Origin of the sequence: Streptococcus hyovaginalis DSM 12219, assembly GCF_000420785.1 — a bacterium.
In the GTDB taxonomy this organism is placed as follows: Bacteria; Bacillota; Bacilli; order Lactobacillales; family Streptococcaceae; genus Streptococcus; species Streptococcus hyovaginalis.
This window is the reverse complement of the sequence record NZ_ATVP01000002.1, coordinates 188373-211151: the sequence shown is the minus strand read 5'-3', so window position 1 is coordinate 211151 and position 22779 is coordinate 188373. Positions and strand designations below refer to the sequence as shown.

Here is a 22779-nt window from a genome sequence, read left to right as displayed (position 1 = left end):
CTCAATCAAGAGAAAGAAGCTTTCTGTTTACAAGCCACAAACTAGCCTAGGCTTTTTGTTTCCACTCCTTCTAATGAAAGCGGTTTTCTTTAAGTCTTATTATAGCACTAATGTTTTGTCACATTCAACTCACTTTTGAGCGTGATTTTCAACAGCCGCTGTCACAAAGGCAGTGTAAAGTTCTTCTGCATGATTTGGACGACTCTGTAATTCTGGGTGATATTGGGCTGCCACAAAAAATTTGTTTTCTGGGATTTCAACGATTTCCATGAGACGGTTGTCTGGTGAAACACCTGAGAAAACAAAGCCAGCTTTTTCAAAGTCTTCACGGAATTTGGTATTGAATTCGTAGCGGTGACGATGGCGACGTTGTACCACTTCTTGATTATTATAAGCTGCTGCTGCTTTTGAACCTGGTTTCAACTTACATGGGTAAAGACCGAGACGAAGCGTTCCCCCCATATCCTCAATATCAATTTGATCCCGCATAATGTCAATGATCGGATAAGGTGTTTTAGGATCAAGTTCAGCCGAGTTGGCACCTTCTAGATGAAGAACATGGCGAGCAAACTCCACACAGGTTAACTGCATGCCGAGGCAGACACCTAACATAGGAACATCATTTTCACGCGCATAGCGGATAGCTTGGATTTTACCTTCTGTTCCACGTTGTCCGAACCCACCAGGAACAATGATACCATCCGCATCACCAAGTAAGTCTGCAACATTTTCAGCTGTCACATCATTAGCATTCACCCAGTTGAGATCAATAGCTGAGTCATTGACATAGCCTGAATGTTTGAGTGCCTCAACAACTGACAAGTAGGCATCTGGTAATTCAACGTATTTCCCAACCAAAGCAATCTTAGTTGTTTTCTTGAGGTTAAGCACCTTATCAACCATAGTTGACCATTCCGTCATATCTGCTTGCGGTGCATCTATTTTCAAATGGTCACAGACGATTTGATCCATCCCTTGTGCTTGCATGTTAAGCGGTACTTGATAAATGTGTTCAACATCCATTGATTCGATCACCGCTTCAGGTGCAACATCACAGAATTGCGCCAATTTATTTTTGACACCTTGCTCAACGGGATGCTCTGTACGAATGACTAACATATTAGGCTGAATACCCAGACCGCGAAGTTCCTTAACGGAATGCTGCGTTGGTTTAGTCTTCATCTCGCCAGCTGCTTTAAGATAAGGAAGAAGCGTTGTGTGAATGTACATAACATTGTCCGACCCCACATCAGCCTTCATCTGACGGAGCGCCTCAAGGAAAGGAAGGCTTTCGATATCACCTACAGTACCACCGACTTCAGTGATAATCACATCTGAATCTGTCGTCGTTGCAGCACGCTTGATTTTCTCTTTCAAGGCATCCGTAATATGCGGAATGACCTGAACAGTCGCCCCCAAATACTCCCCTTTACGTTCTTTGCGGAGAACTTCACTATAGATTTTACCTGTGGTCACGTTTGAGTATTTGTTGAGATTAATATCAATGAAACGCTCATAATGACCAAGATCTAGATCCGTCTCAGCCCCGTCATCTGTCACATATACTTCTCCATGCTGATAAGGACTCATGGTCCCAGGATCGATATTGATATACGGGTCAAACTTTTGAATCGTTACTTTAAGACCACGATTTTTAAGCAGGCGGCCAAGGCTAGCTGCTACAATACCTTTACCAATAGACGATACCACACCACCTGTTACAAAAATATATTTTGTCATCGAAAACTCCTCTATTTTTAAACATCATCACCAGCGACCATGTCGCCAGCTTCTTGAATATCGGGAAAGTCTTACTCTTTTAAAAGGATCATTAAAAAACAAAAATAGCCCCCTAGTCAAAAACTAGGGAGCTTTTTTATCATTCGACCTCTAAAGAGGTGCCCATGAAGTAATATAAACCAAATTCGACATTTTGTCAACTGGATATGGTTACTTACTCTTCTACCTCATCATCATCCGCAAAATCATCATCTTCTTCATTGAGTTCAACGTCTTCATCCACGTCATCATCAGCGATAATTTCATTCAACTCAGAATCGTATGATTCCACCTCAGATTTTTCATCGTCTGGGTTTTCTTCATCGTACTCAATGTCTGATGCTTCATCTGTGTAATCTTCATCTTCTGGATCATCATCATTGTAATCAATGGCATCCTCATCACCGTCCATGAAGGCATTAACGCGTTTTTTCTTGCGTTTTGGTGCATCTTCTCCCTCTTCTTCGAAGGTTAAGATTTCCTCATCAATCTCATCGATAGCATACCATGAGCGAAGGCCCCAACGGTTATCACCAAGGGGGATAAAACTACCATCAATATTTAAATCTGAGTAAAAATAGGGAAGTGACTCACGAATTTCGGCATCAGTCTTTCCAAGATAGACTTGGATTTCATTGACCATGTCGCTGAAATACATCTCATTGTCACGACCACGTTCTTCTAAAATTGCACGAGCAACTTCAATCATTGAAAGTTCGCTCTTTTCCTGACCAGCAAATACGTCTAATTCCAAGGTCTATTCTCCTTATGTTATCATTCCTTTCTATTTTACGCTAAAAACGCACTTTCGTCAAAACTTTTATTGTTATTTTCAGATCCTTTTTAAAATTTCATTACGCCAGAGACTGACCAAGTTGATCTGCCCTCAGTATTGCTGCTGTAAACTGTTCTGGATCAAATGGTGTATGCTTGTATTCATTAGTTGTCAAGGCTAGCTTCAGCACCACTGTCAAGTCTGACTCTGTCAAGCCAATATCGGATAGCGTCACTGGTAAACCTAGTGATTTATTAAAATTTGCTACCTTCGTTAGTTCCTCTACCTCATCAAAGTAGGCATGAAGCACCATAACACCAAATGCAACAACGGCGCCATGTAAGTGTTCACCTTCACGCTGGACAGCTGTCGTACCATTATAGAAAGCATGGGCGTGGCAAGAATTAAAGTAAAAATCAGGCTGATTAACGAGATTGGAAGCATATCCCGTTGACACAACAATCGCTAGCGCAATCTCCTCCACTGCTTTTGAGGGTAAATTATTTTCAACATCTTTAACCCCTTGCTGGCCGTAACGGTAAAAAGCATCTTTGGAAGATAGGGCAATTGCTCTACCGAGCACACCTGTATGCGATAACTGTTCACCACCTTGCTCATATTCATAGGCAGCTCGCTCTACCTCAGGCGCTTTGGAAATACCATCACCGACACCTGCCCAAAAATACTTAGCTGGAGCCTCAGCAATGATGCGAGTATTGATAAAAATATGAACTGGAACTTCTGGATAACCGTATTTTAAAAGACTATGATCGTCCTTATAAATAACCGAAATGGCTGTTCCTGCCGAACAATTTGAACAAATCGTCGGGAAAGTCATGATCTCTTTTTGAAGCTCATGAGCTACCATTTTGGCAGTATCTAGGGCCCGTCCACCCCCAAAACCAAAGATGATATCGGCACGTGCGATATCTGGGTTAGCTACTAACTTATCAATATTGGATTGGGTTGAATCGCTTCCGTAAACAAATTGACCCGTTACTTCGTAGTGGTTAGCCTCTAAAATCGTTTGAACTTCTTCAGCTGCACTAGCTAACGCTTTCTCACCACCAATAAGCGCTACACTCCTAACATGATAGGGTTTCAGAACTTCTGGAATTTCCTGAAAACAATCCACTCCGTAACTGTAATTGGACATTTTATTGGTTGTCATAGCGCTCTCCTTAAGAAATATTTTTTGAATTATCTAAAAATTCAAAATGTTACTGTCTATCATATCATTTTAAATGATAATTGCAAGGTCTTTTAAATCTTTTTAGATGAATTTTCCCCCAACCATTGTCAAATCAGAAGTGTGCTTTTATAATGGAAGATACGATAGATTAACAGAAAAGGTGGAGCTAAGGAATAAATGAAACGCCGTCCAGTCGCAAATCTTAAAAACGAGATAGATGCTGTCCTTCTAGCTGGTCGAATCCTTATGGAATCAGGAGCAGAGGTCTTTCGTATCGAAACCACCATGAACCATATTGCAGATTCTCTAGCTATTGAACAATTTGAAGTTTACGTTGTTAATCAAGGTATTATCGCCTCTGGAACAAACCAACTCGGTTACCAAGAATCCAAGGTCATGAATGTCAATGAAACAACCATAGATCTCGGAAAGCTAGAAGCTGTAAACGCCCTCTCGCGAAGCCTTTCTAAAAAAAATAAAGTCACCCCATCTTATGTTTTTCATAAACTGAAAGAGATTAATGAGCGCACCTTCTACCCCGTATGGGTAATCCTCGCTGCTTATTTCTTCGGTGCGGGTGGATTTTCATTAGCTTTAGGTAGTTCCCCCATCGATTCCTTTACCGCAGCAATGGCTGGGATCTTAGCCGGTTGGTTCATCCAAATTGCGACAACACGAATCCATACTCCCTTTCTAACAACTATTTTAGCCAGCGCTATTGTAAGTTTATCCGTAAATCTATTCTATTTTATAGGCTTAGGAGAAACAAGGAGCATCATTATCCTTGGCGCCTTAATGATCATGGTACCTGGTGGCTTTTTTGTTAATGCTATTCGCGAAATCTCTCACAACAATTTTGCCATTGGCTTCACTTTACTCATGTCTGCCCTAATGACTTGTATCTCCATTTCTGCTGGTGTTGCTGGTATGACTGAAATTTTGCCCTTTGCTGATCAGATGACAGGAACTTTCGCTGCTGAAAGCGTTAATGTTATTGGATTTTTTATCCGCACATTTTCGGCAGGTATTGGAACCATCGCTTTCTCTATCACTTATAATGTCCCTAAACGCTACCTTTTGGATATCGGTATCATCGGAGCCATCTCTTGGCTCCTTTATATGATACTAAAAGAAAATTTCCGTATGGATATTACAGCCGTTTTTATCCCTGGACTCTTTGCTACTCTAGTTTCAAAAATACTTGCTGCTAGACGCAAAACACCAATGACAATATTCTTATCGACCAGTATGTTCCCCTTGATCCCTGGACTAAGTTTCTACCGCGGCATTTATTTTCTGCTCACAGGATCAAATGATCTAGCCATGACTCACTTAAGAACATCTTTTATAACGGCGTTTGCCATCACCATCGCTATTAGTATTATCCAACAATTTCCGTTATCCCTATTTAAAAAAAGAAAAAAACAAGCCAGCTCCTAGCCACTATACCCCAAAGCGGGATAGAAAGAGAAACACATTTATGAGACTAGCTTCTTGCATTGAACAGGAAACTAGTCTTTTAATTTCTGTTGAACTAGAACCTCATTATAAATGTTCTGTGTATTTTGATAATCTCTATTTCGGGACATAGAGCAGATGATGCCTTTTTCCTTACAAGTTTGAGAGTCCGATTGGGAGGTATAAAACCATCCTTGGTCGCTATGAAGTATAATCTATCAGTTTGGGGCATTACTCAATGCTAACTACTCAGCAATATTATCTGGAATTAATGCCAGAAAAAAGCATCAGAAAAATACCAATGCTGTAAATAGTCCACTTCATACAGATTATTTAAATAATAAGATGAAATCAGTTAATAGAAGACATCCTGAGCTAAAACACGCTACTCCACACAAGTTAAGACATACTGGGGCAACTCTAGCTAAACAAGCTGGAACATCCTTGGAGGATATTTCTCGAGCTTTAACGCATAGCGATACTTTAATTACTAAAACATATGTTAATACATCAAACATCGTTCCTATGACTGTTGGAGAAATCGCTTATCGAAACCTCAAAAAGTGATGGTATGAATTTGGTGTGAAAAGTGGTGTGAATTTTGCTAAAAAATCATCAAAAAACACCCCATGGTGTGAACCATGAAGTGTTGTAAATACTGTAATGTAGCTGGTTCTTAACGTTTTGAGAACTGGCTAGCTTTACGTGCTTTCTTAAGACCTGGTTTTAAAAACTTTTGTTTGAATTAATTTCAAAAGCTACTAAAATCAACGTTTTCATGGGTTTTCAGAACTCAAAACTTCATCTAATTTCAACTAATTTCATCTGAATGGTGTGAATTTTACCCCAAAAATCACTGAATTGAGCTAATTTATACCGAAAAAGTTCACAACATTTAAATTATTCGGAAATGAATCAAAAATTAGATTTTAATCCGTTATGATGCCTACATAGCATTTGTAAGTTACCTCGCTCAGTTTTTCCACCTTTACTCCATGGCATAATATGGTCTCCAGCCATTTCTTTATAAGTCCAAATATGGGTCATGTGATCATACTGTTTGTCGGTAATACATATAGGGCAATTAGAGCTATTAGATTTTTTAGTTTCATTTGTCTGTTCTTTATATTTAGACTTCTTATCTGTTTCTGTAAATGCTCGAATTGATAGCAATTTTATCAATTCGGTTTTTTCTTTACTAAGTAAATATTCATAAATGCCTGATTTCTTTGAAACATCACTATCCTCATATAATTCAGATAGCCTTTGTTCTATATCAGAGGGATTGTAGGAATTATGGTTCTGTTGCAAAGTTTTAAATCTACTATCAAATAAGGTAGAATAATAGAAAAAGATAGCAGGAGGAATGACGATGAATCATTTTAAAGGAAAGCAATTTCAGCAGGATGTGATTATTGTAGCCGTGGGCTGCTATCTTCGTTATAACCTTAGCTATCGTGAAGTTCAAGAAATCTTATATGATCGTGGCATTAACGTTTCTCATACGACGATTTATCGTTGGGTGCAAGAATATGGCAAACTACTCTATCAAATTTGGAAAAAGAAAAATAAAAAATCCTTTTATTCATGGAAAATGGATGAAACTTATATCAAAATCAAAGGGACCTGGCATTATTTGTATCGAGCCATCGATGCAGATGGTTTAACCTTGGATATTTGGTTACGTAAAAAACGGGACACACAAGCAGCCTATGCTTTTCTTAAGCGGTTAGTGAAGCAGTTTGATGAACCGAAGGTTGTAGTCACAGATAAAGCCCCCTCTATTACAAGTGCCTTTAAGAAACTAAAAGAATACGGCTTTTATCAAGGGACAGAACATCGTACCATTAAATACCTGAATAATTTGATTGAACAAGACCATCGTCCAGTAAAGAGACGCAATAAATTCTATCGAAGTTTACGCACTGCCTCTACCACGATTAAAGGCATGGAAGCCATCCGAGGATTATATAAGAAACCCCGAAAAGAAGGCACTCTCTTCGGGTTTTCGGTCTGTACTGAAATCAAGGTATTATTGGGAATCCCAGCTTAAATCATAGATACCGTAAGGGATTTTATTCTTTATTTAAAACTTTGCAACAGAACCCGAGAAACGCTTTAAGACGAGACGTGAAGCTAAAGAAGCTGAATTGAAATTATCTGTTGATATTGAAAAAACTAAGCTTAATAAACACTATCAAAAGCCAATCCGCAAAGAAGATATTCTTTTCGCTGACTTCTATAAAGATGTCTGGTTAGAGCCATATAAAGCTGGACAAACCACAACAACAAATAAACCTCCAACTCTTGCTACAGTTTTCCAGACCGAGAATCTGTTTCGACTTCATATCCTACCACTTCTTGGCAAATATTCAATTAGCTACCTCAATGATAATAAGCAGCTAGTCCTCTCACTATTAACTGGGAAAGCAAATAGCTACGCGAATTTCAAAGCACTCCGTGGTTATATCAACTCTGTTTTTGACTGGGCGGAAGAACTAGAATATATCCCCGTCAATCGACTCCACAAAACAATTAGCCGTATTAAAGCCACAAAGAAACAGATGCTTAAAGAGAGTAAACGAGAAGAAGATTTAGCCCTCGATGAAGAAGAGCTTCAACTCTGGTTAAAAGCCTTTGATGATGATTTAAATCAAGGGCTGATTGAGTTTAAAGACTATGTCCTTTTCTATACCACATTCTTCTTATCAGATAGAAAATCTGAATCTTATGCTTTACAGTGGAAACATATTGACTTCAACCAAAATGAGATTCTAATAGAAAATGCTCTGGATAGATTTGGAAACGTCAAGTCAACAAAAGGAGGCAAGAAAACACTTTTTAACGCTCCCTTAGAACTTATAAGACTTCTTAAGGAATGGAAAGCCATCCAGCGGGAAGAACTAAAACTCTTTGGAATTAAACAGACCAATAATCAATTTGTTTTTACATATAATGACCGAAGCAACAATATTAACAAAGTAGTTCATATCGACTATCTAAACTATCGGATGAATTCCATTAAAAGACGACACTCTGAACTTGCTCCTGCTACGCCTCATAAATTACGACATACAGGAGCAACTCTAGCTAAAAAAGCTGGTCGGTCTATTGACGAAATTTCAGAAGCACTCACACATAGTGACCAGTCAATCACAAAGACATATATCAATACCAAAAACACTGTTAAACAATCAGTTGGTGAAACAGCCTTCCGCATCATCAAAAAGAGCTAAGGGAAATTTCAGGGAAACTTTTAATTTTAGAGCAAAAAAAGACACCCAAGATAAAAATCTTGAATGCCTTGAAACGTTGATATAATCGTACTGATTAACGTTTACTAAATTGTGAAGCTTTACGAGCTTTCTTAAGACCTGGTTTTTGGTTCATTGGATTATTTAAATGCAAATCCCTTTAATATCAACGTTTCTAAAACAAAAAATCACTAAAATTCTTATTTATACATAAATAATTAAACCCAAACGGTATCAAAAAGGTATCAAATTTCTAAGGTTTCGGTGCTTATAAAATAACGAAAATCTGTCTCAGCTATTGAGTCTTTTTTTATTGACTTTTTTTATGTATATGGGATAATTAAATAAATTACATAAAGGAGTTACATAATATGGTTACAGCAGAAAAAAACAGAGCTGTCACATTCCAAGCTAACAAAGAATTGGTAAGCGAAGCAATGACGGTATTAAACAAAAAAAATTTGACCTTATCATCTGCCTTGAGGTTATTTCTACAAAATGTCGTTGTCACAAATGAGGTTGACTTATTGACAGAAGAGGAGCTAGAAAAAGAAAAACTTTTCAAGCAATTTCAAGCTGAAATCAATAAAAATATTGAGGACGTTCGTCAAGGTAAGTTTTATACCTCCGAAGAAGTGAGGACTGAACTTGGACTATAAGAAATATCAGATTATCTATGCTCCTGATGTTTTAGAGAAGTTAAAAGAAATTCGTGATTATATTTCTCAAAACTATTCCTCAATATCAGGTCAGCATAAAATGGAGCAAATCATTAGTGATATAGAAAAACTCGAGGTTTTCCCAGAAGTTGGTTTTGATGCCGATGAAAAATATGGTTCAAAAATCAGCAAGTATCACAGTACTAGAGGTTATACCTTAAGTAAGGATTATATTGTCTTATACCACATTGAGGAGGAAGAAGGCAGAGTTGTTATTGATTACTTACTTCCTACTCGAAGCGACTACATGAAATTATTCAAATAGCACGTTAAAAGCCTTAGCAGTCTTGCTAGGGCTTTTTGATATTACAAATTGACTAGGAGCAAAATTAGTTCGGGCTGTTTAGATAATCTCAAGGCAGAGCCGACCCTGTATTGATAAACAATACCTTTGAGCAAACTGTTACCAATCACTCCACTTTCTCCTAGAGTAAAAGCTGAGAACCCTTCGGGGATTTAACTGAGGAAACTCAGGGGCAGCACCTCTACCTAATTCTCACAAAGAGAATTCTTTGAATGAATTGTCACCAACTCAAACTCAGTCTCAACTTGTTTCTAAAGTATCACTTTTTATTATCTTTTGCAAGTCTTTTATAGACATTCATACGTTCAATAGGTAACATCGTATCCATTGTCTTTATTAGCCTGTGATAAATGGCATAACGAGTATTAGCATTGGAGATATCAGCAATAAACTCTTGATACCCTTTAATATAATCTTCTTCATTAGTGGGTAAAATGCCTATCATCATCTTTGACTTATCTTTTGGATCAATATCATATCCAAATCTGATATTATAATTAGCCAGTTCATTCTTAATACGATAAAGCTGTAAGCTATTATCCTGAAAATTATTAAATTCTGGTACTTCAAATAAGGACTTATCAATTTGTAGATTGTCAGATGCTTCAGTATGGGAATAAACCCAACAAAGCAGAAATAAAAGGTTCTTACCTGTGTACACTGGTTCTATACCTCCTATATCTTTTTTTGATAAATCGTGATGAAAATAATAAGTCACTTCTTTTTTTGTCACGGTGGTTCTCCTTGCATTTTAAAATTTATTCCATGTTCTCTTGACAACAAGTAACCTAGGCTTTTTTAGCCTGTGGCGATCGGTCGTCAGCTTTTCAGCCTGCCGACTCGACTCCATCTAGTCTAAAATTACCTAGCTTGTTATCAAGAGACTTTCACGGCATAAAAGGTAACTAACTGTTATTATCAACCATCTTCTTAACTTGTCTGATTGCTGTCTTAGCTAATCCTACAGGGTTTATGGTGCTAATCAGTGAGACTGTTTCTTTGTAGATTGCTGTAGGCATAAATTCTTTAGCTTTTTCCTTCCAAATATCGGTCTGTTTCCTCAAAAACTTAATCTGTTCCTCCATTTTTTTAACTTTATCATGTAACAGTTTGTTTTCTTGAGTTAACTTGAGATTTTCCGAACCAGTTTCACGATATTGTAATAACTGCCTTGAAAGATCATTATTTTCAGACTTAACAACAGATAAGTCTCGTCTCAAATTGATATTTTCTGACATAGACTGTCTTGTCGTATGGTAGAGTTTATCAAATGTTTCTTTATCCAATTTCAATTTCCCATCAATCGTACGTTTTACTAGATTATCTTTTTTTAGTTCGTGAAGCTGAAATTTTTCAAAAGTCTGTTTCTGATTTCTAAATTCAGCTAATTCTTGAATTTCTTTTTCGTATTGCTCAAGCGTTCCTACAGTCTCCCATTCTTTATCCTCAAGTTCTGAAAGAGTTTGTTTTTTCGTCTCAATATGGCTTTGTAGCTCGTCTAATTGTTTATTAGCAACTTCGATATTACTATTTTTATCAGCAATTATCTTTTCTGTTTTTTCAAGTAGGCGTTGTTTTTCTTTAAATTCAGCAGTTTCCAAATGTTTTTTCTTACTGCCTACCTCACCACGTTGTAAGTCATAACCACGAGTTTTAAGATATTCAGGAAGTTCATCTTGAATAGCTCTTAATTTTCCCTTATCCCCAAAAAGTGCTTTTGAGCTTAACTTGCCATCTTTCATGGGTACAATGCCTAAGTGCATATGTGGAGTTCTTTCGTCAAGATGGACACTAGCATAAGCAATATTTGATTCTCCATATTTTTCAGCAAAATAGTCTTTAGCAGTCTCGAAGAATTCTCGCGTTTGATTATCGTCTAGCGACTCAAAAAACGTTTTATCTGAAGTAATAATCCATTCGTTACAGAGTACAGCATCTTTACGGATACCACGATTAGATAAGCGATTTTCATTAATATGCTCCTTTATTTGTTTGTGATAATTTTGTGAGTGGTCACGATTTGTTAGTTCATAATTAAGGTGAGATTTCTCAGGATCAATATCTTTATTTGAATGATTTTTAAAAACACGTTCATTGTGATTATAAATGCCACTCAATTGACCTGATTTCAATTTTATCATTCTAGCAGCTAGGTAGCTCATAATGTCGTTTTCCTTTCTCGGCTCAAAGGGTCGCCGAGATGGTGGCGAGATTGCCACCATAAATCAGTAACCCAAAGATTAGATTTCTTTCTTAGAAGATACGGCACTACTTCCATGTAAAGTGTAACTCACTAGCCTTTACATGGTAAAGGTGAGTTCTCCGAAGGGTCTTGCAGACAGCTTTTCGCTCCGAGTACAGGAGCGACTTCGAACCACCTTCCTAATTACAGGAGGAGTTTCGACTATACTCGCCAAGGCGAGTCGGCACTTAATCAGTGCCATAGGTCGGACGCTTCGCATTGTCCGACAACTGCCATCAGAAGATGGCAAACCCTACTGTCACTGATAAGGCGATTAAACTGACAGCAAAGGCAATTATCCATAATCGTTTCTGTCGTTCCAAACTCCTAATGTAATCTAGTAAATCGTATCTTTCTTGAATAAGGTTATTACGATTTTCAAGTGATGAAGTTAACTTATCAGCTAACTTATCTATCCTAATTTGCATATCTTGTTGTTCCTGTTTGCTCGTTTCCTTGAGTTTATTTAATTCATGCTCCAATTTTATGACATCATTTTCAAAAGGATAATCTTCCAGTATCTTAATGCCTATCAAATCAAGGTTTTCAACCTTTTGGTTGTCTCTGTATAAATGACCTTTCAACCTATCTCTATATTTTTGAGAACGTATGCGTTTATAGATGGATTGACTACTTACTCCCTGACTCTTAGCATAATCTTTTATCTTCATTTTCAACCTCGTCATCACTTGATACTACTGGATTTTCAACCATAAGGTTGAAAGCTATTTTTGTCTATCCGACCACCATAATAAGCAAGCTGTTTTTCTAGTTTTGGTCTTTCATGTTTTAACAAATCTTTCAGCAAACCTAAATAATCAGTATCTGATGTTTGATAACTTTCTAAAATCTTTTTGTATTTTGTTCTTGTATTCTTGCTAATCCTGTTCCACACCGATTTGTCACGTGTTAGAGCTAACAAATATAATTGAGCTTCAACAGGTAAACCTTCAAATTCGTATGGTTTAAAAATAACGGTGTTGAGAACTTCAAATATATCATTAACCGAGCGACTACGTAACTGAAATTCTAAGCGCCACCAGTGGTTAAATTGACTAGCAAACTCTTTATCTTTATCAGTACCATTTTGTAGTTGCTCCTTTTTCTTGTTATATAGCCTAACTTGTTTTTCAGAACGTGGAGCACCTAGATATTTTGTTTCTAACATTCCAGTACTAGAACGGAATTCCTTAGTTGCGGTTGGTCTCCCCTTTTTTTCGAGAACAAACTCACTACAATCAACCCCAAATAAATCAAAAGCTAAATCAGCACGTGATATTGAAATGTCTTCAAGAAATGGTATAATAGTATCTATAATTTCACTATCAACCAAACGGAGTTTATTGGGATTAAACTCCAAGCGAAATGGACGAGCCTTACGGTCTTGTCCTTTTTGTTTGTCATAATTCATATGGAGTACAACGTGGGATCCATCCCCAGTGGTAGCTCTAAACATATCAGTCATAGCAGTTTGAACAGTAATAGCTAAATGCGTTTCTATGAGTTGTTTCATAGCTAAATATTTTTTAGATTTGATATAGGCTGTCATAGTGATATTGTCTAAGCTGACTTTTAATTTCAAGCAAACCTCCTTTCTTGTCGGCGGTCGCCTATCGGCGCCGATTTTTTTGTCTGCGCAAAGGCCTACGTAAAATGACATTCTCGGGGGAGCAACCCCGAGCCGACCCCTTCGGAGTCGAACCATTTTCATTTTGCTCCAGCCAAACTTGCCAAAAAACGGGTGTAGCGAAATCCCACGAAATGGGAACATAGCGGGCTGTTAGCGGGCTGTTAGAGGCGCCCGAATATAAAAATTTCGTAGCACCTAAAAACATAGCCTCAAATTTCTTTTTTTAAAATATTTTCAACACTGTTTTCATATAGATTTTAAACTATCTTGGTAGCAAATATTTCTGTATTTTTTCTTGAAAGAGTTCATCAACATCAATTTCAAAAATATCAGCAATAGCTTCAATCCAATTTTCAGGAGGAAGAAGATAGGAATTACGATATTCCTTTAACCTGGTGCAGAATCTATTGAAATCTATAGTTGTTGTTTCTACGGTATGCGTGAGATTAAAGATGTTCTGATACAAAGCCAGATACCTTATATTAGTTTTAGAACGATAAAAGGCAACGTTATCCCAGAAAATACGACCTAGAGAAATTTCATTAGCTTTCCTAAGAAGTGCTCGTCTCTCATGTTCCTTCTGCTCTCGTGGCAGAAACCGACCTAAATCATCTACCAAAACATTACTCAAAACATCTGTATCTGTTTCTAGCAACGGGAACTCTAAATATTTCTTCTTGTCTGATAAAATCATAGCTATAAAGCTTTTTATAGTTGTTTGATTATCCAGTTTATAGCGCCAACTTGTGCGTTTGAGAAAGCTGAAACAGTCCTTTGTCTTTGTAAAAAACCGAAACAAATCAGTTTGCGTTAAATCATCAATGACATAACTCTGAAATGAGATATTATGACTAAATAACCATTGCTCAATACTATGACGTCTGACAGCATTATTATCAAAATATAGCTTTAGCATGTTTAAATCTCCTTGACATAAATTCTTGTTGGCAAGCACCCTGTAACTTGCGACACCATAATTTCTGTCTCCAATAAACCATATTCTTCAAGAATATCTCTAATACCTACAAAAGTAGGTTTGCTCATTTGTAACTTAGTTCCTAATTCTCGATTTGAAAAAGCCAAAAACACATCTCCATTTTCATCAAATTGACCTTTTTCTGCTGCCTTACGCTGCTCATCACGTAAGATTGCATAGGTTAGCTTTGCTTTAAAAGGTAATCCCAAATAATCAGGACTCGTATAGAAAACCTTAGGTACTAGATAATAATCATTTTCATAATCAATCATTCTGTTTACCTCTCAAATTGTTGTAGCCATTGAGCGACCTTGCGTTTATCGTACAAGGTTACACCATCAATCACCATGTGAGGCATGCCTTCCTTCTGCCATTTGATCACAGTGGTCGTGGAAACATCTAACCATTGACACAAGCCAGACATACGAACCATTGGTTTATAAAGCTCCTTATCTTCAAAGGCTTTTTCTATTGCCTTTTGAACCATAGTATCGTAACGGGCTAATAGCTCTTTTTCTTTTCGTTTTGGTAGCTGTAAAATAAATTCTTCTGTCATATAGAAATTCTCCTTTTTGTTATTTTATAAGCGCCGAAACAAAATAATTCCTTTTGAATTATTTGAGTTGATTATAAATTCTTTTTGAATTTAAGTCAAGTGTTTTTATTCTTTTTGAATTATTTGTGTTAAAATATATTTAGTTTTAACCAAAAACTCAAGAGGGGAAATTATGAACATAATTGAAGAATTAGTTAAAAAGAGTGGAAAGAAGCTAACTCAGATTAGTAAAGATACTGGGATAGCCTATCCTACTCTTTCGGGTTATAATCAGGGAATTAGGACACCTAAAAAAAAGAATGCCAAAATCTTGGCTGACTATTTCAACGTCTCTGTACCTTACTTACTAGGGCTTGATGATAAGCCAACTCTTAGAAACCCAGGCAATGAATCATTCTGGGAACATTTCAAAATGAAGCTAACTAAAGGAACTCTGGTCAGTGAAAACATTGATGAATGGACACCTTTTAAAGACGAGCTTGCTGTCATACTCAAGGAAATAAATCAATCTGATGAACTTGCTAACTATATTGATTTTATAGCAAGTAAAAATAACTTTAATCCTGTATTGGTCAAAGCTGTTAAGCAATTTATAGCAGATAAAGAAGATGAGTTACTACCTTACCTCATCAATACGTCAGGAAGCAAAGACTCCCCTTATCACTACGTCTGGAAAGCATGGGAGAACTCAGACGAATACAAAGAACAACAAGAAGCCAGAAAGCGTAAGAAATAGAATCAACAATTAGTCATTTTCGTTATTTTATAAGTGCCGAAACCTTAGAAAAATAAAGGAGAAATGACAATGTCCATTCACAAATACCCAAGCAAAAAAGCCAAAAATGGCTATTTGTATTTTGTCAAAATCTATATGACTAGAGACGGTCAACGTTCAGACCATATCAAACGTGGCTTTCGTACTCGAAAGGAAGCCAAAGACTACGAAGCTAGGCTCATCTATCTTAAGGCTTCAGGAAAGCTAGAAGAATTTATCAAGCCTTCTCAGAAGTCTTATCAAGAGGTGTTCGAGAAATGGTATCAAGCCTATCAAGATACGGTAGAGCCAACTACTGCTTCACGTACCCTTGATATGTTTAGACTTCACATTCTGCCAGTCATGGGAGAGTTGTCTATAAGCAAAATCTCCCCTTTAGACTGCCAGAACTTCATCACAGAAAAAGCAAAGACTTTTAAGAATATCAAGCAAATCAAGTCTTATACTGGGAAAGTCTTTGACTTTGCGATTAAAATGAAATTGCTTAAGCATAATCCTATGGCAGAAATTATCATGCCAAAGCGAAAGAAACAACGAATAGAAAACTATTGGACTGTTCAGGAACTCCAGGACTTCCTAGCCATTGTCCTTCAGGAAGAGCCATATAAGCACTATACGCTCTTTAGACTGCTTGCCTATAGTGGATTAAGAAAAGGGGAGCTATACGCCCTTAAATGGGCTGATATGGACTTTCAGAGCCAGGCTTTGAGTATAAGCAAGAGTTTAGGACGATTAGACGGTCATGCAGTCGAAAAAGGCACTAAAAACGATTTTTCGGTTCGCAAGATAAAACTAGACCAGGAGACGGTTTCCATTCTGCAAGAATGGAAATCCATCAGCCAAAAAGAAAAGGCACAACTAGCAATTGCACCTCTTTCTATCGAGCAAGATTTTATCTTCACTTATTGTACACGGTCAGGTTCTATTGAGCCACTACATGCAGACTATATCAACAACGTCCTATCACGGCTTATCAGAAAACACGGGTTAAGGAAAATCAGTCCTCATGGTTTTAGACATACTCATGCTACCTTGATGATTGAAATTGGAGTTGACCCAGTCAACACAGCCAAAAGGCTAGGTCATGCCAGTAGTCAAATGACTTTAGACACCTACAGTCATTCAACAGTTAACGGAGAAGATAGGTCCATCAAACAATTTGCGGACTATCTCAAGGCAAAATAACAATCAAAAAAGATGTAGAAGTTTTTCTAACACGGTATCAAAAAAGGTATCAAAAGCAAAAAACGACAAAAAAAGCACCTTGCAAGAGACTTGCAAAATGCTTGTAATCGTTGATGTAAAGCAATTCTTAACGTTTTGAGAACTGACTTGCTTTACGAGCTTTCTTAAGACCTGGTTTTTTACGTTCAACCATACGTGCGTCACGTGTAAGAAGGCCAGCGCGTTTCAATGAATCGCGGAAATCTGGGTCTACTTGAAGAAGCGCACGTGCAATACCGTGACGGATCGCACCTGATTGACCACCGTATCCACCACCATTAACGTTAACGAAAACGTCGTATGAACCTTCAGTTGAAGTCACTGCGAATGGTTGGTTGATAACAAGACGTAGGTCTGCATGTGGGATGTACTCTTCTACATCCTTTTGATTAACTGTGATTTTACCAGTACCTGGTACCAAACGAACGCGTGCAACCGCGTTTTTACGACGACCAGTACCTGCATATTGTGCTTGTGCCATGTTTATGTTGCTCCTTTCCTCTTAGATTAGATAAGTCCTGAGATATCAAGTACTTCTGGTTGTTGAGCAGCGTGTGTGTGCTCAGATCCTGTGAAGACTTTCAATTTCATACCTTGTGCGCGTCCAAGAGTATTGTGTGGAAGCATACCTTTAACTGATTTTTCGATTAAACGCACAGCGTTTTTAGAACGAAGTTCACCAGCAGAGATTTGTTTCAGACCACCTGGATACATTGAGTGAGTGTAGTAGATTTTATCAGTTGCTTTTTTACCAGTTAATTTAACTTTTTCAGCATTGATAACAATCACAAAGTCACCTGTATCAGTGTGTGGTGTGAAAGTTGGTTTGTTTTTTCCGCGAAGTACGCTAGCAACTACTGCAGAAAGTCGTCCAAGTGGCACATCTGTTGCGTCAACAACGTACCATTTGCGTTCAACTTGGCCTGGTTTAGCCATGAAAGTTGTTTTGTTCATGATTTCTCCTATTAACGAATTCGTTTTTGTTTACAAATGTGGTGGGTGTTCCGTCCCACGCAAAGGTATTTGGAAGGTTCCGGGGCCTTTCAAATGGGGTAAACAATACCGTCTAATATCATATCAAAAAACACTCGCTAAAGTCAAGTGTTTTTTCTTTTTATTTCCAAATCATCTCGGTGTTTTTCCAATTGAGAAAACAGCTAAAGTACCAGGTCCAACATGTGCTGAAATAACTGGACCTAAAGGTAATTGGAGCACACGCTTAACACCATCTTTTTCCAACAGTTTCTCCTCAATCTCTTGAGCTGCCACCGAGTCATTCGCATGAGCAACCACAACCGTCCCAAAATTTAAATCTTGAACTGATTTCTCAATCATTTCCCTGATGCCTTTTTTGCGACCTCTGACTTTGCTTAGGGGTGCTAATTTCCCTTGACTATCAATCCACAACAGAGGCTTGATACTAACCAGACTACCAACGATCGCAGAACTTTTAGAAAGGCGGCCTCCCCGCATCAAATGGTAAAGATCATCTACTAGAAAATGGCTGTATAGATAGGGGCAAAGGGACTTCATTTCGCTAGCAACCTGGTCTAGTGATAAACCTTGATCACGCTTTTCAGCAGCCAACATGACTAAAAAGCCTTCACCACCTGCCGCGGCTAAGGTGTCGACAATCTCGATACGAGCTTGAGGATAATCTTCTAAAATCATCTCACGCGCTATCACTGCAGACTGATAGGTTCCTGACAATACAGATGAAAAAGCCATGTATAAAATATCATTGCCAGCTTCAACTTCTTTCTGAAAATAAGCTTCAAAAGCACCAACATTAATTTGACTTGTCGTTGGTTTTCCACCATCTTTCATAGCTGTCAGTAAAGCTTCTGATGTTAACCGATCAGCTCCAACTGTTTCATAGGTCTTCTCATTAAGTGTAATCGTTAAACCCAGAATAGTCACATCATGGTCTTTAGCCCAATTTTCATTAAGATCTGCAGTTGAATCTGTCAGCAATTTAAAAGTCATGTCAGCCTCCATTAATTTGAACATCAAACAATTATTGGCTATTGTATCAAAAAAACTCGCACTTGGCGAGCTCATCAATCAATTGAATGCATCAATTCTTTTAATTTTTGAATTTGATCATCAGAAATATGCGGTAATCTCGGTTTCTTCATGCTAATACTTTGCGACATCTTATCCAAATCGGATTTTACCGTATTAACCCGCTCCTCTAACTCACGCGCCGGCACCCGAAGTGCCCCTTGTGAAAAGACCGTCCACTGCTCATTCAGGTCACTAGTTGCCACCTCAACAAGGTGTAAAGGATCATTAAGTTCAGCTGCTAAGCGCTCGATGTAGCTATCTGCCGTCTCATCTTCTTCCGTGAAAATAACTTCAACCCGATACTGGTCGTAACGCTGACGGCTACCCGGCACAAACTGCGCATCAAAGACACAAATAATATCCAGATGTTCAAAGTTAGCGTAATTATTAAGTTTGCGCAATAGCACATTACGAGCATCGTCTAACTGATTTTTCTTAAAGAGCTGTCGTGTCTCCTGCCAAAAGGCAATCATGTTATAGCCATCAACGAGGAGAATACGTTTTTTTACCATCCCTTTCTCCTTTTCTCGCTTAAATCTTGTTACGGAAAACCTCGTACATGAGCACTGCTGCCGCCACACTGGCATTCAGACTTTGTACATGCCCATCCATGGGGATGGTGATCATTTCGTCCACTTGTTTTTTAATGTTTTGGGAAATCCCTTTACCTTCATTTCCGATAATCAAGGCAAGCTTGCCGCTAGTATTCCATTTGTGGGATGGGGTACCATTCATATCTGTTCCAAAAATCCAGAAACCAACTTCCTTGAGCTTATCCAGGGTTTGGCTAAGGTTGGTCACACGGGCAATCGGGACATGTTGAACCGCACCAGTAGAGGTTTTGGCAACGACTGGCGTCACACCGACAGCACGGTGTTTGGGAATAATAATCCCTGCTACCTTGGTCGCATCCGCTGTTCGCAAGATAGAGCCAAAGTTATGAGGATCCATCAAGCCATCCAAAATCAAAATCAAAGGATTCTCTTCACCTTCTGCTTTTTTGAGAATATCATCCAACGCAGCATAAGCAAAGGCTGATACACGAAGGACAAATCCTTGGTGCACCGCACCATCTGTCATCTCAGACAAACTTTTCTTTGGTGTCCAAGAAATAGAAACCTTTTTTTCTGCTGCAAGCGCCTTGATTTTATCGACATTTTTCCCTTTAAGGTCATCTTGGATATAAAGTTTATTACCAGTGTTGGCTTCGAGGCTTTCAGTGACCGCATGGACACCGTAAACCATATCATTTTGTTCTTGTTCTCTGTATTTTTCTTTCATAAAACTATTATAGCATGGAATAGATAAAAAACAGGCCAAAGGACCTGTCTCTAAATGATAATCTTAAGCAAATACTTTCTTCAAGACTTCCCCTACCGTTGAGACACCGATAACTTGGATATTATTCGGAATATCAATGCCTTGAAGGGAGTTTTTGGGGGCGTAAATTTTAGTAAAGCCCAACTTAGCAGCTTCGTTGATACGTTGTTCGATACGAGTTACCCGACGAATTTCCCCTGTTAAGCCAATTTCGCCGATAAAGGATTCTTGTGGATTGGTCGGTTTTTCCTTGTAACTTGAGGCAATGGCTACTGCAACAGCAAGGTCGATAGCTGGCTCATCCAGTTTTACGCCACCTGCTGACTTGAGGTAAGCATCTTGGTTCTGTAGTAACAAACCGCAACGTTTTTCAAGGACCGCCATAATCAAGCTGACCCGATTAAAGTCTAACCCCGTGGTCGTGCGTTTAGCATTGCCAAAAACAGTTGGCGTTACAAGGGCCTGCACCTCTGCCAGAATAGGACGCGTCCCTTCCATGGTAACGACAATCGCCGATCCTGTCGCTCCGTCTAGACGCTCTTCTAGAAAGACCTGACTAGGGTTTAAGACTTCAACTAGACCGCCTGACTGCATCTCAAAAATCCCAATTTCATTGGTGGAGCCAAAGCGATTTTTAACGGCACGAAGGATACGGAAGGTATGATGACGCTCCCCTTCAAAATATAGCACTGTATCCACCATATGCTCCAGCATCCGAGGTCCAGCCAAGGTACCCTCCTTGGTCACATGACCAACGATAAAGGTAGCAATATTGTTGGTTTTGGCTAGATTCATAAGCTCTGCGGTCACTTCACGGACTTGAGATACCGAACCTTGCACACTTGAAACCTCAGGACTCATGATGGTTTGGATAGAGTCGATAATCAGAAAATCTGGCTTAATTTTTTCAATCTCAGCCCGGATATTCTGCATGTTGGTCTCAGCATAAAGGTAAAATTCATTATCAATATCACCTAGTCGCTCACTGCGGAGTTTTATCTGCTCTGCTGATTCTTCCCCAGAAACATAGAGCACTGTTCCACGATTGGCAAGTTGTGTTGATACTTGGAGGAGTAGCGTTGACTTCCCAATACCGGGATCACCACCGATTAAGACCAGACTTCCAGGGACAACACCGCCACCAAGCACTCGGTTAAATTCGTCCATATCTGTTTTAGTACGGGTATAGTTGATAGAATCAACATCTTTTAGTTTGGTTGGGCGTGTCTTTTCACCCGTCAAACTGACACGGGCATTTTTAACCTCTTGCACATCGACTTCTTCGACAAAAGAAGACCAGGCAGAGCAATTGGGACAGCGTCCTAGGTATTTGGGGGAGTTATAGCCGCACTCTTGGCAGACAAAACTCGATTTCTTCTTAGCGATAATAAGCCTCCTTGCCTATTTTCCAGTACTTCCAAAGCCACCTGTACGCACACCATCTGCTTCGTCACCATCTGCCACCAAAAAGGGGACAAAAACACCTTGAACAATGCGGTCGCCTTTTTCTAAATGCACTACTTGATCTGAAATGTTTTGCATTTGTGCAAAAATATGCCCTTCGTTATTAGGATTGTTATAGTAGTCCCCATCAATGACACCGACAGAGTTAATTAAAACCAATCCCTTTTTACGAGGGTTGGAAGATCGGTCGTAGAGATAAAGCACTTCGCCGTCTTGCATATAGGCTTTGACACCTGTTGGTACCAGCTTAATCTCACCCGGAGCGATTGTCAACTCTTGGGCCACTTTTAAATCATAACCTGCTGCATGAGTTGTTTCCCGTTTGGGAAGGAGGTCTTCTTGCCCCTCAAAAGCTGTAATCAATTCAAATCCACGTACTTTAGTCATTTTCTCTTCCTTATCCTTAAAAAATTCATTCTTCATTATAAAATATTCGAAAAATAAAAGCAAAAAAAGCCCAGTTAGTAAACTAACCGAGCTGCAAATGGATAACTGGATTTAATCTTCTACTTTGATGTCTTCTGGAATGGCGAATGTTTTTCTCTTCTTCCATTATTTATCCGGAATGACTTTAAAAAGATAGTAGGTGATAAAAAAGGTTAAGCCTAATAACATGATTTTGACCACCATTAAGGGAGCAAAATAGATGGAAATCCCCATCAGAAGATAGATTTGCCAAATAATTTTTTTCTTGCGTTCTTTCGCAATAGTCTTGGTTTCGGCATAATCAGCTACGTAAAATTGATACAATTTGCTTTGACGAAGTCGCTGTTCCATCTTGTGTGAACTTTTGGCAAAACAGACCCCTGATAAAAGCAACAAAGGAGTCGTCGGTACAATCGGAAGGACAATACCGACCACACCAATCACTAAACTTAGAATACCTGCTAATATATAAATGCTTTTTCTCATAATTGTCATTCTAACAAAACTTTCTCCAGGATGCCACAGATATTTTGTGCGTAAGCACACAAGCATAATGTTTGACATTTACAAAACCTTACGAAATAGATTGACAGTTGCTTATTAAAACGCTATCATTAG

General features: G+C 38.4%; 25 protein-coding genes and 2 pseudogenes. 8 read left to right on the top strand and 19 right to left on the bottom strand.

Going from position 1 to position 22779, the window contains the following annotated elements:
* Window positions 1–129: 129 nt before the first annotated feature.
* The 3 genes from G574_RS0102275 to G574_RS0102265 all read right to left on the bottom strand — a co-directional run bounded on the left by G574_RS0102275 (window position 130) and on the right by G574_RS0102265 (window position 3725).
* Window positions 130–1740, bottom strand: coding sequence for a CTP synthase (locus G574_RS0102275; protein ID WP_029690787.1), 1611 nt, complete (start codon window positions 1738–1740; stop codon window positions 130–132).
* 214 nt (window positions 1741–1954) lie between these two features.
* Entirely contained in the window at window positions 1955–2533 is a 579-nt protein-coding gene (gene rpoE, locus G574_RS0102270; RefSeq protein ID WP_029690786.1) for a DNA-directed RNA polymerase subunit delta, read from the bottom strand.
* 100 nt (window positions 2534–2633) lie between these two features.
* Window positions 2634–3725, bottom strand: a complete 1092-nt coding sequence (locus G574_RS0102265) for an iron-containing alcohol dehydrogenase family protein (protein ID WP_029690785.1) — start codon at window positions 3723–3725, stop codon at window positions 2634–2636.
* 198 nt (window positions 3726–3923) lie between these two features.
* On the opposite strand from G574_RS0102265, the gene G574_RS0102260 reads away from it, so the two are divergent.
* Together G574_RS0102260 and G574_RS11220 are read left to right on the top strand one after the other, a co-directional pair.
* On the top strand, window positions 3924–5186 hold the full coding sequence (locus tag G574_RS0102260; RefSeq protein WP_029690784.1) for a threonine/serine exporter family protein: 1263 nt from the start codon (window positions 3924–3926) through the stop codon (window positions 5184–5186).
* 324 nt (window positions 5187–5510) lie between these two features.
* Window positions 5511–5771: pseudogene (locus tag G574_RS11220) on the top strand (tyrosine-type recombinase/integrase); the annotation flags it as partial.
* A gap of 348 nt (window positions 5772–6119) precedes the next feature.
* Here the strand turns inward: G574_RS11220 and G574_RS11685 are convergent.
* A complete protein-coding gene (locus G574_RS11685; RefSeq protein ID WP_245540389.1) occupies window positions 6120–6515 on the bottom strand; it encodes an HNH endonuclease in 396 nt (131 codons plus the stop codon).
* Between the two features lie 61 nt (window positions 6516–6576).
* On the opposite strand from G574_RS11685, the gene G574_RS0102250 reads away from it, so the two are divergent.
* From G574_RS0102250 to G574_RS0102235, 4 genes and pseudogenes are all read left to right on the top strand, one after another.
* The gene (locus G574_RS0102250; protein ID WP_029690782.1) at window positions 6577–7257 is read left to right on the top strand and encodes an IS6-like element IS1216 family transposase; all 681 of its coding nucleotides are present in this window, start codon (window positions 6577–6579) and stop codon (window positions 7255–7257) included.
* 55 nt (window positions 7258–7312) lie between these two features.
* A pseudogene (locus tag G574_RS0102245) lies at window positions 7313–8440 on the top strand (tyrosine-type recombinase/integrase); the annotation flags it as partial.
* Between the two features lie 389 nt (window positions 8441–8829).
* Window positions 8830–9117 carry a type II toxin-antitoxin system RelB/ParD family antitoxin gene (gene relB, locus G574_RS0102240; RefSeq protein WP_029690780.1) on the top strand — a complete coding sequence of 96 codons (288 nt, stop codon included), beginning with the start codon at window positions 8830–8832 and terminating at the stop codon, window positions 9115–9117.
* Window positions 9107–9442: a type II toxin-antitoxin system RelE/ParE family toxin gene (locus G574_RS0102235; protein WP_029690779.1), complete on the top strand. Its 336-nt coding sequence runs from the start codon at window positions 9107–9109 to the stop codon at window positions 9440–9442. Before relB ends, G574_RS0102235 begins: the two co-directional genes overlap by 11 nt.
* 298 nt (window positions 9443–9740) lie before the next feature.
* On the opposite strand, the gene G574_RS0102230 is transcribed toward G574_RS0102235, so the two are convergent.
* The 7 genes from G574_RS0102230 to G574_RS0102200 form a co-directional block, all read right to left on the bottom strand.
* Complete coding sequence (locus G574_RS0102230) at window positions 9741–10214, bottom strand: hypothetical protein (RefSeq protein WP_029690778.1); 474 nt, start codon at window positions 10212–10214, stop codon at window positions 9741–9743.
* Window positions 10215–10386: 172 nt separating this feature from the next.
* Window positions 10387–11643 carry a MobV family relaxase gene (gene mobV, locus G574_RS0102225; RefSeq protein ID WP_029690777.1) on the bottom strand — a complete coding sequence of 419 codons (1257 nt, stop codon included), beginning with the start codon at window positions 11641–11643 and terminating at the stop codon, window positions 10387–10389.
* Between the two features lie 316 nt (window positions 11644–11959).
* Window positions 11960–12394, bottom strand: coding sequence for a hypothetical protein (locus G574_RS0102220; RefSeq protein WP_029690776.1), 435 nt, complete (start codon window positions 12392–12394; stop codon window positions 11960–11962).
* Between the two features lie 35 nt (window positions 12395–12429).
* On the bottom strand, window positions 12430–13305 hold the full coding sequence (locus G574_RS0102215; RefSeq protein WP_029690775.1) for a replication initiation protein: 876 nt from the start codon (window positions 13303–13305) through the stop codon (window positions 12430–12432).
* Window positions 13306–13615: 310 nt separating this feature from the next.
* Complete coding sequence (locus G574_RS0102210) at window positions 13616–14269, bottom strand: hypothetical protein (protein ID WP_029690774.1); 654 nt, start codon at window positions 14267–14269, stop codon at window positions 13616–13618.
* A gap of 2 nt (window positions 14270–14271) precedes the next feature.
* A complete protein-coding gene (locus G574_RS0102205; protein ID WP_029690773.1) occupies window positions 14272–14601 on the bottom strand; it encodes a replication initiator protein A in 330 nt (109 codons plus the stop codon).
* Window positions 14602–14606: 5 nt separating this feature from the next.
* On the bottom strand, window positions 14607–14885 hold the full coding sequence (locus G574_RS0102200) for a hypothetical protein (RefSeq protein WP_029690772.1): 279 nt from the start codon (window positions 14883–14885) through the stop codon (window positions 14607–14609).
* Window positions 14886–15057: 172 nt separating this feature from the next.
* Between G574_RS0102200 and G574_RS0102195 the strand changes: the two genes are divergently transcribed.
* Entirely contained in the window at window positions 15058–15621 is a 564-nt protein-coding gene (locus tag G574_RS0102195) for a helix-turn-helix domain-containing protein (protein ID WP_037590578.1), read from the top strand.
* A 69-nt stretch (window positions 15622–15690) separates the two neighbouring features.
* On the top strand, window positions 15691–16845 hold the full coding sequence (locus G574_RS0102190) for a tyrosine-type recombinase/integrase (RefSeq protein ID WP_029690770.1): 1155 nt from the start codon (window positions 15691–15693) through the stop codon (window positions 16843–16845).
* A gap of 127 nt (window positions 16846–16972) precedes the next feature.
* Here G574_RS0102190 and rpsI read toward each other — a convergent pair whose 3' ends face one another.
* From rpsI to G574_RS0102150, 8 genes are all read right to left on the bottom strand, one after another.
* The gene (gene rpsI, locus G574_RS0102185; RefSeq protein ID WP_017769585.1) at window positions 16973–17365 is read right to left on the bottom strand and encodes a 30S ribosomal protein S9; all 393 of its coding nucleotides are present in this window, start codon (window positions 17363–17365) and stop codon (window positions 16973–16975) included.
* Window positions 17366–17391: 26 nt separating this feature from the next.
* Window positions 17392–17838, bottom strand: coding sequence for a 50S ribosomal protein L13 (gene rplM / locus G574_RS0102180; RefSeq protein ID WP_017769586.1), 447 nt, complete (start codon window positions 17836–17838; stop codon window positions 17392–17394).
* Window positions 17839–18009: 171 nt separating this feature from the next.
* The gene (locus tag G574_RS0102175) at window positions 18010–18870 is read right to left on the bottom strand and encodes a DegV family protein (RefSeq protein WP_029690769.1); all 861 of its coding nucleotides are present in this window, start codon (window positions 18868–18870) and stop codon (window positions 18010–18012) included.
* 74 nt (window positions 18871–18944) lie between these two features.
* Window positions 18945–19463, bottom strand: coding sequence for an NYN domain-containing protein (locus tag G574_RS0102170; protein WP_029690768.1), 519 nt, complete (start codon window positions 19461–19463; stop codon window positions 18945–18947).
* A 19-nt stretch (window positions 19464–19482) separates the two neighbouring features.
* The gene (gene rlmB / locus G574_RS0102165; protein ID WP_029690767.1) at window positions 19483–20232 is read right to left on the bottom strand and encodes a 23S rRNA (guanosine(2251)-2'-O)-methyltransferase RlmB; all 750 of its coding nucleotides are present in this window, start codon (window positions 20230–20232) and stop codon (window positions 19483–19485) included.
* 63 nt (window positions 20233–20295) lie between these two features.
* Complete coding sequence (radA, locus tag G574_RS0102160; RefSeq protein WP_029690766.1) at window positions 20296–21657, bottom strand: DNA repair protein RadA; 1362 nt, start codon at window positions 21655–21657, stop codon at window positions 20296–20298.
* 15 nt (window positions 21658–21672) lie between these two features.
* Window positions 21673–22122 (bottom strand): dUTP diphosphatase, encoded by a 450-nt coding sequence (locus tag G574_RS0102155; RefSeq protein ID WP_029690765.1) that lies wholly within the window; start codon window positions 22120–22122, stop codon window positions 21673–21675.
* A gap of 165 nt (window positions 22123–22287) precedes the next feature.
* Entirely contained in the window at window positions 22288–22647 is a 360-nt protein-coding gene (locus tag G574_RS0102150) for a YbaN family protein (RefSeq protein ID WP_029690764.1), read from the bottom strand.
* Between the last annotated feature and the right edge of the window lie 132 nt (window positions 22648–22779).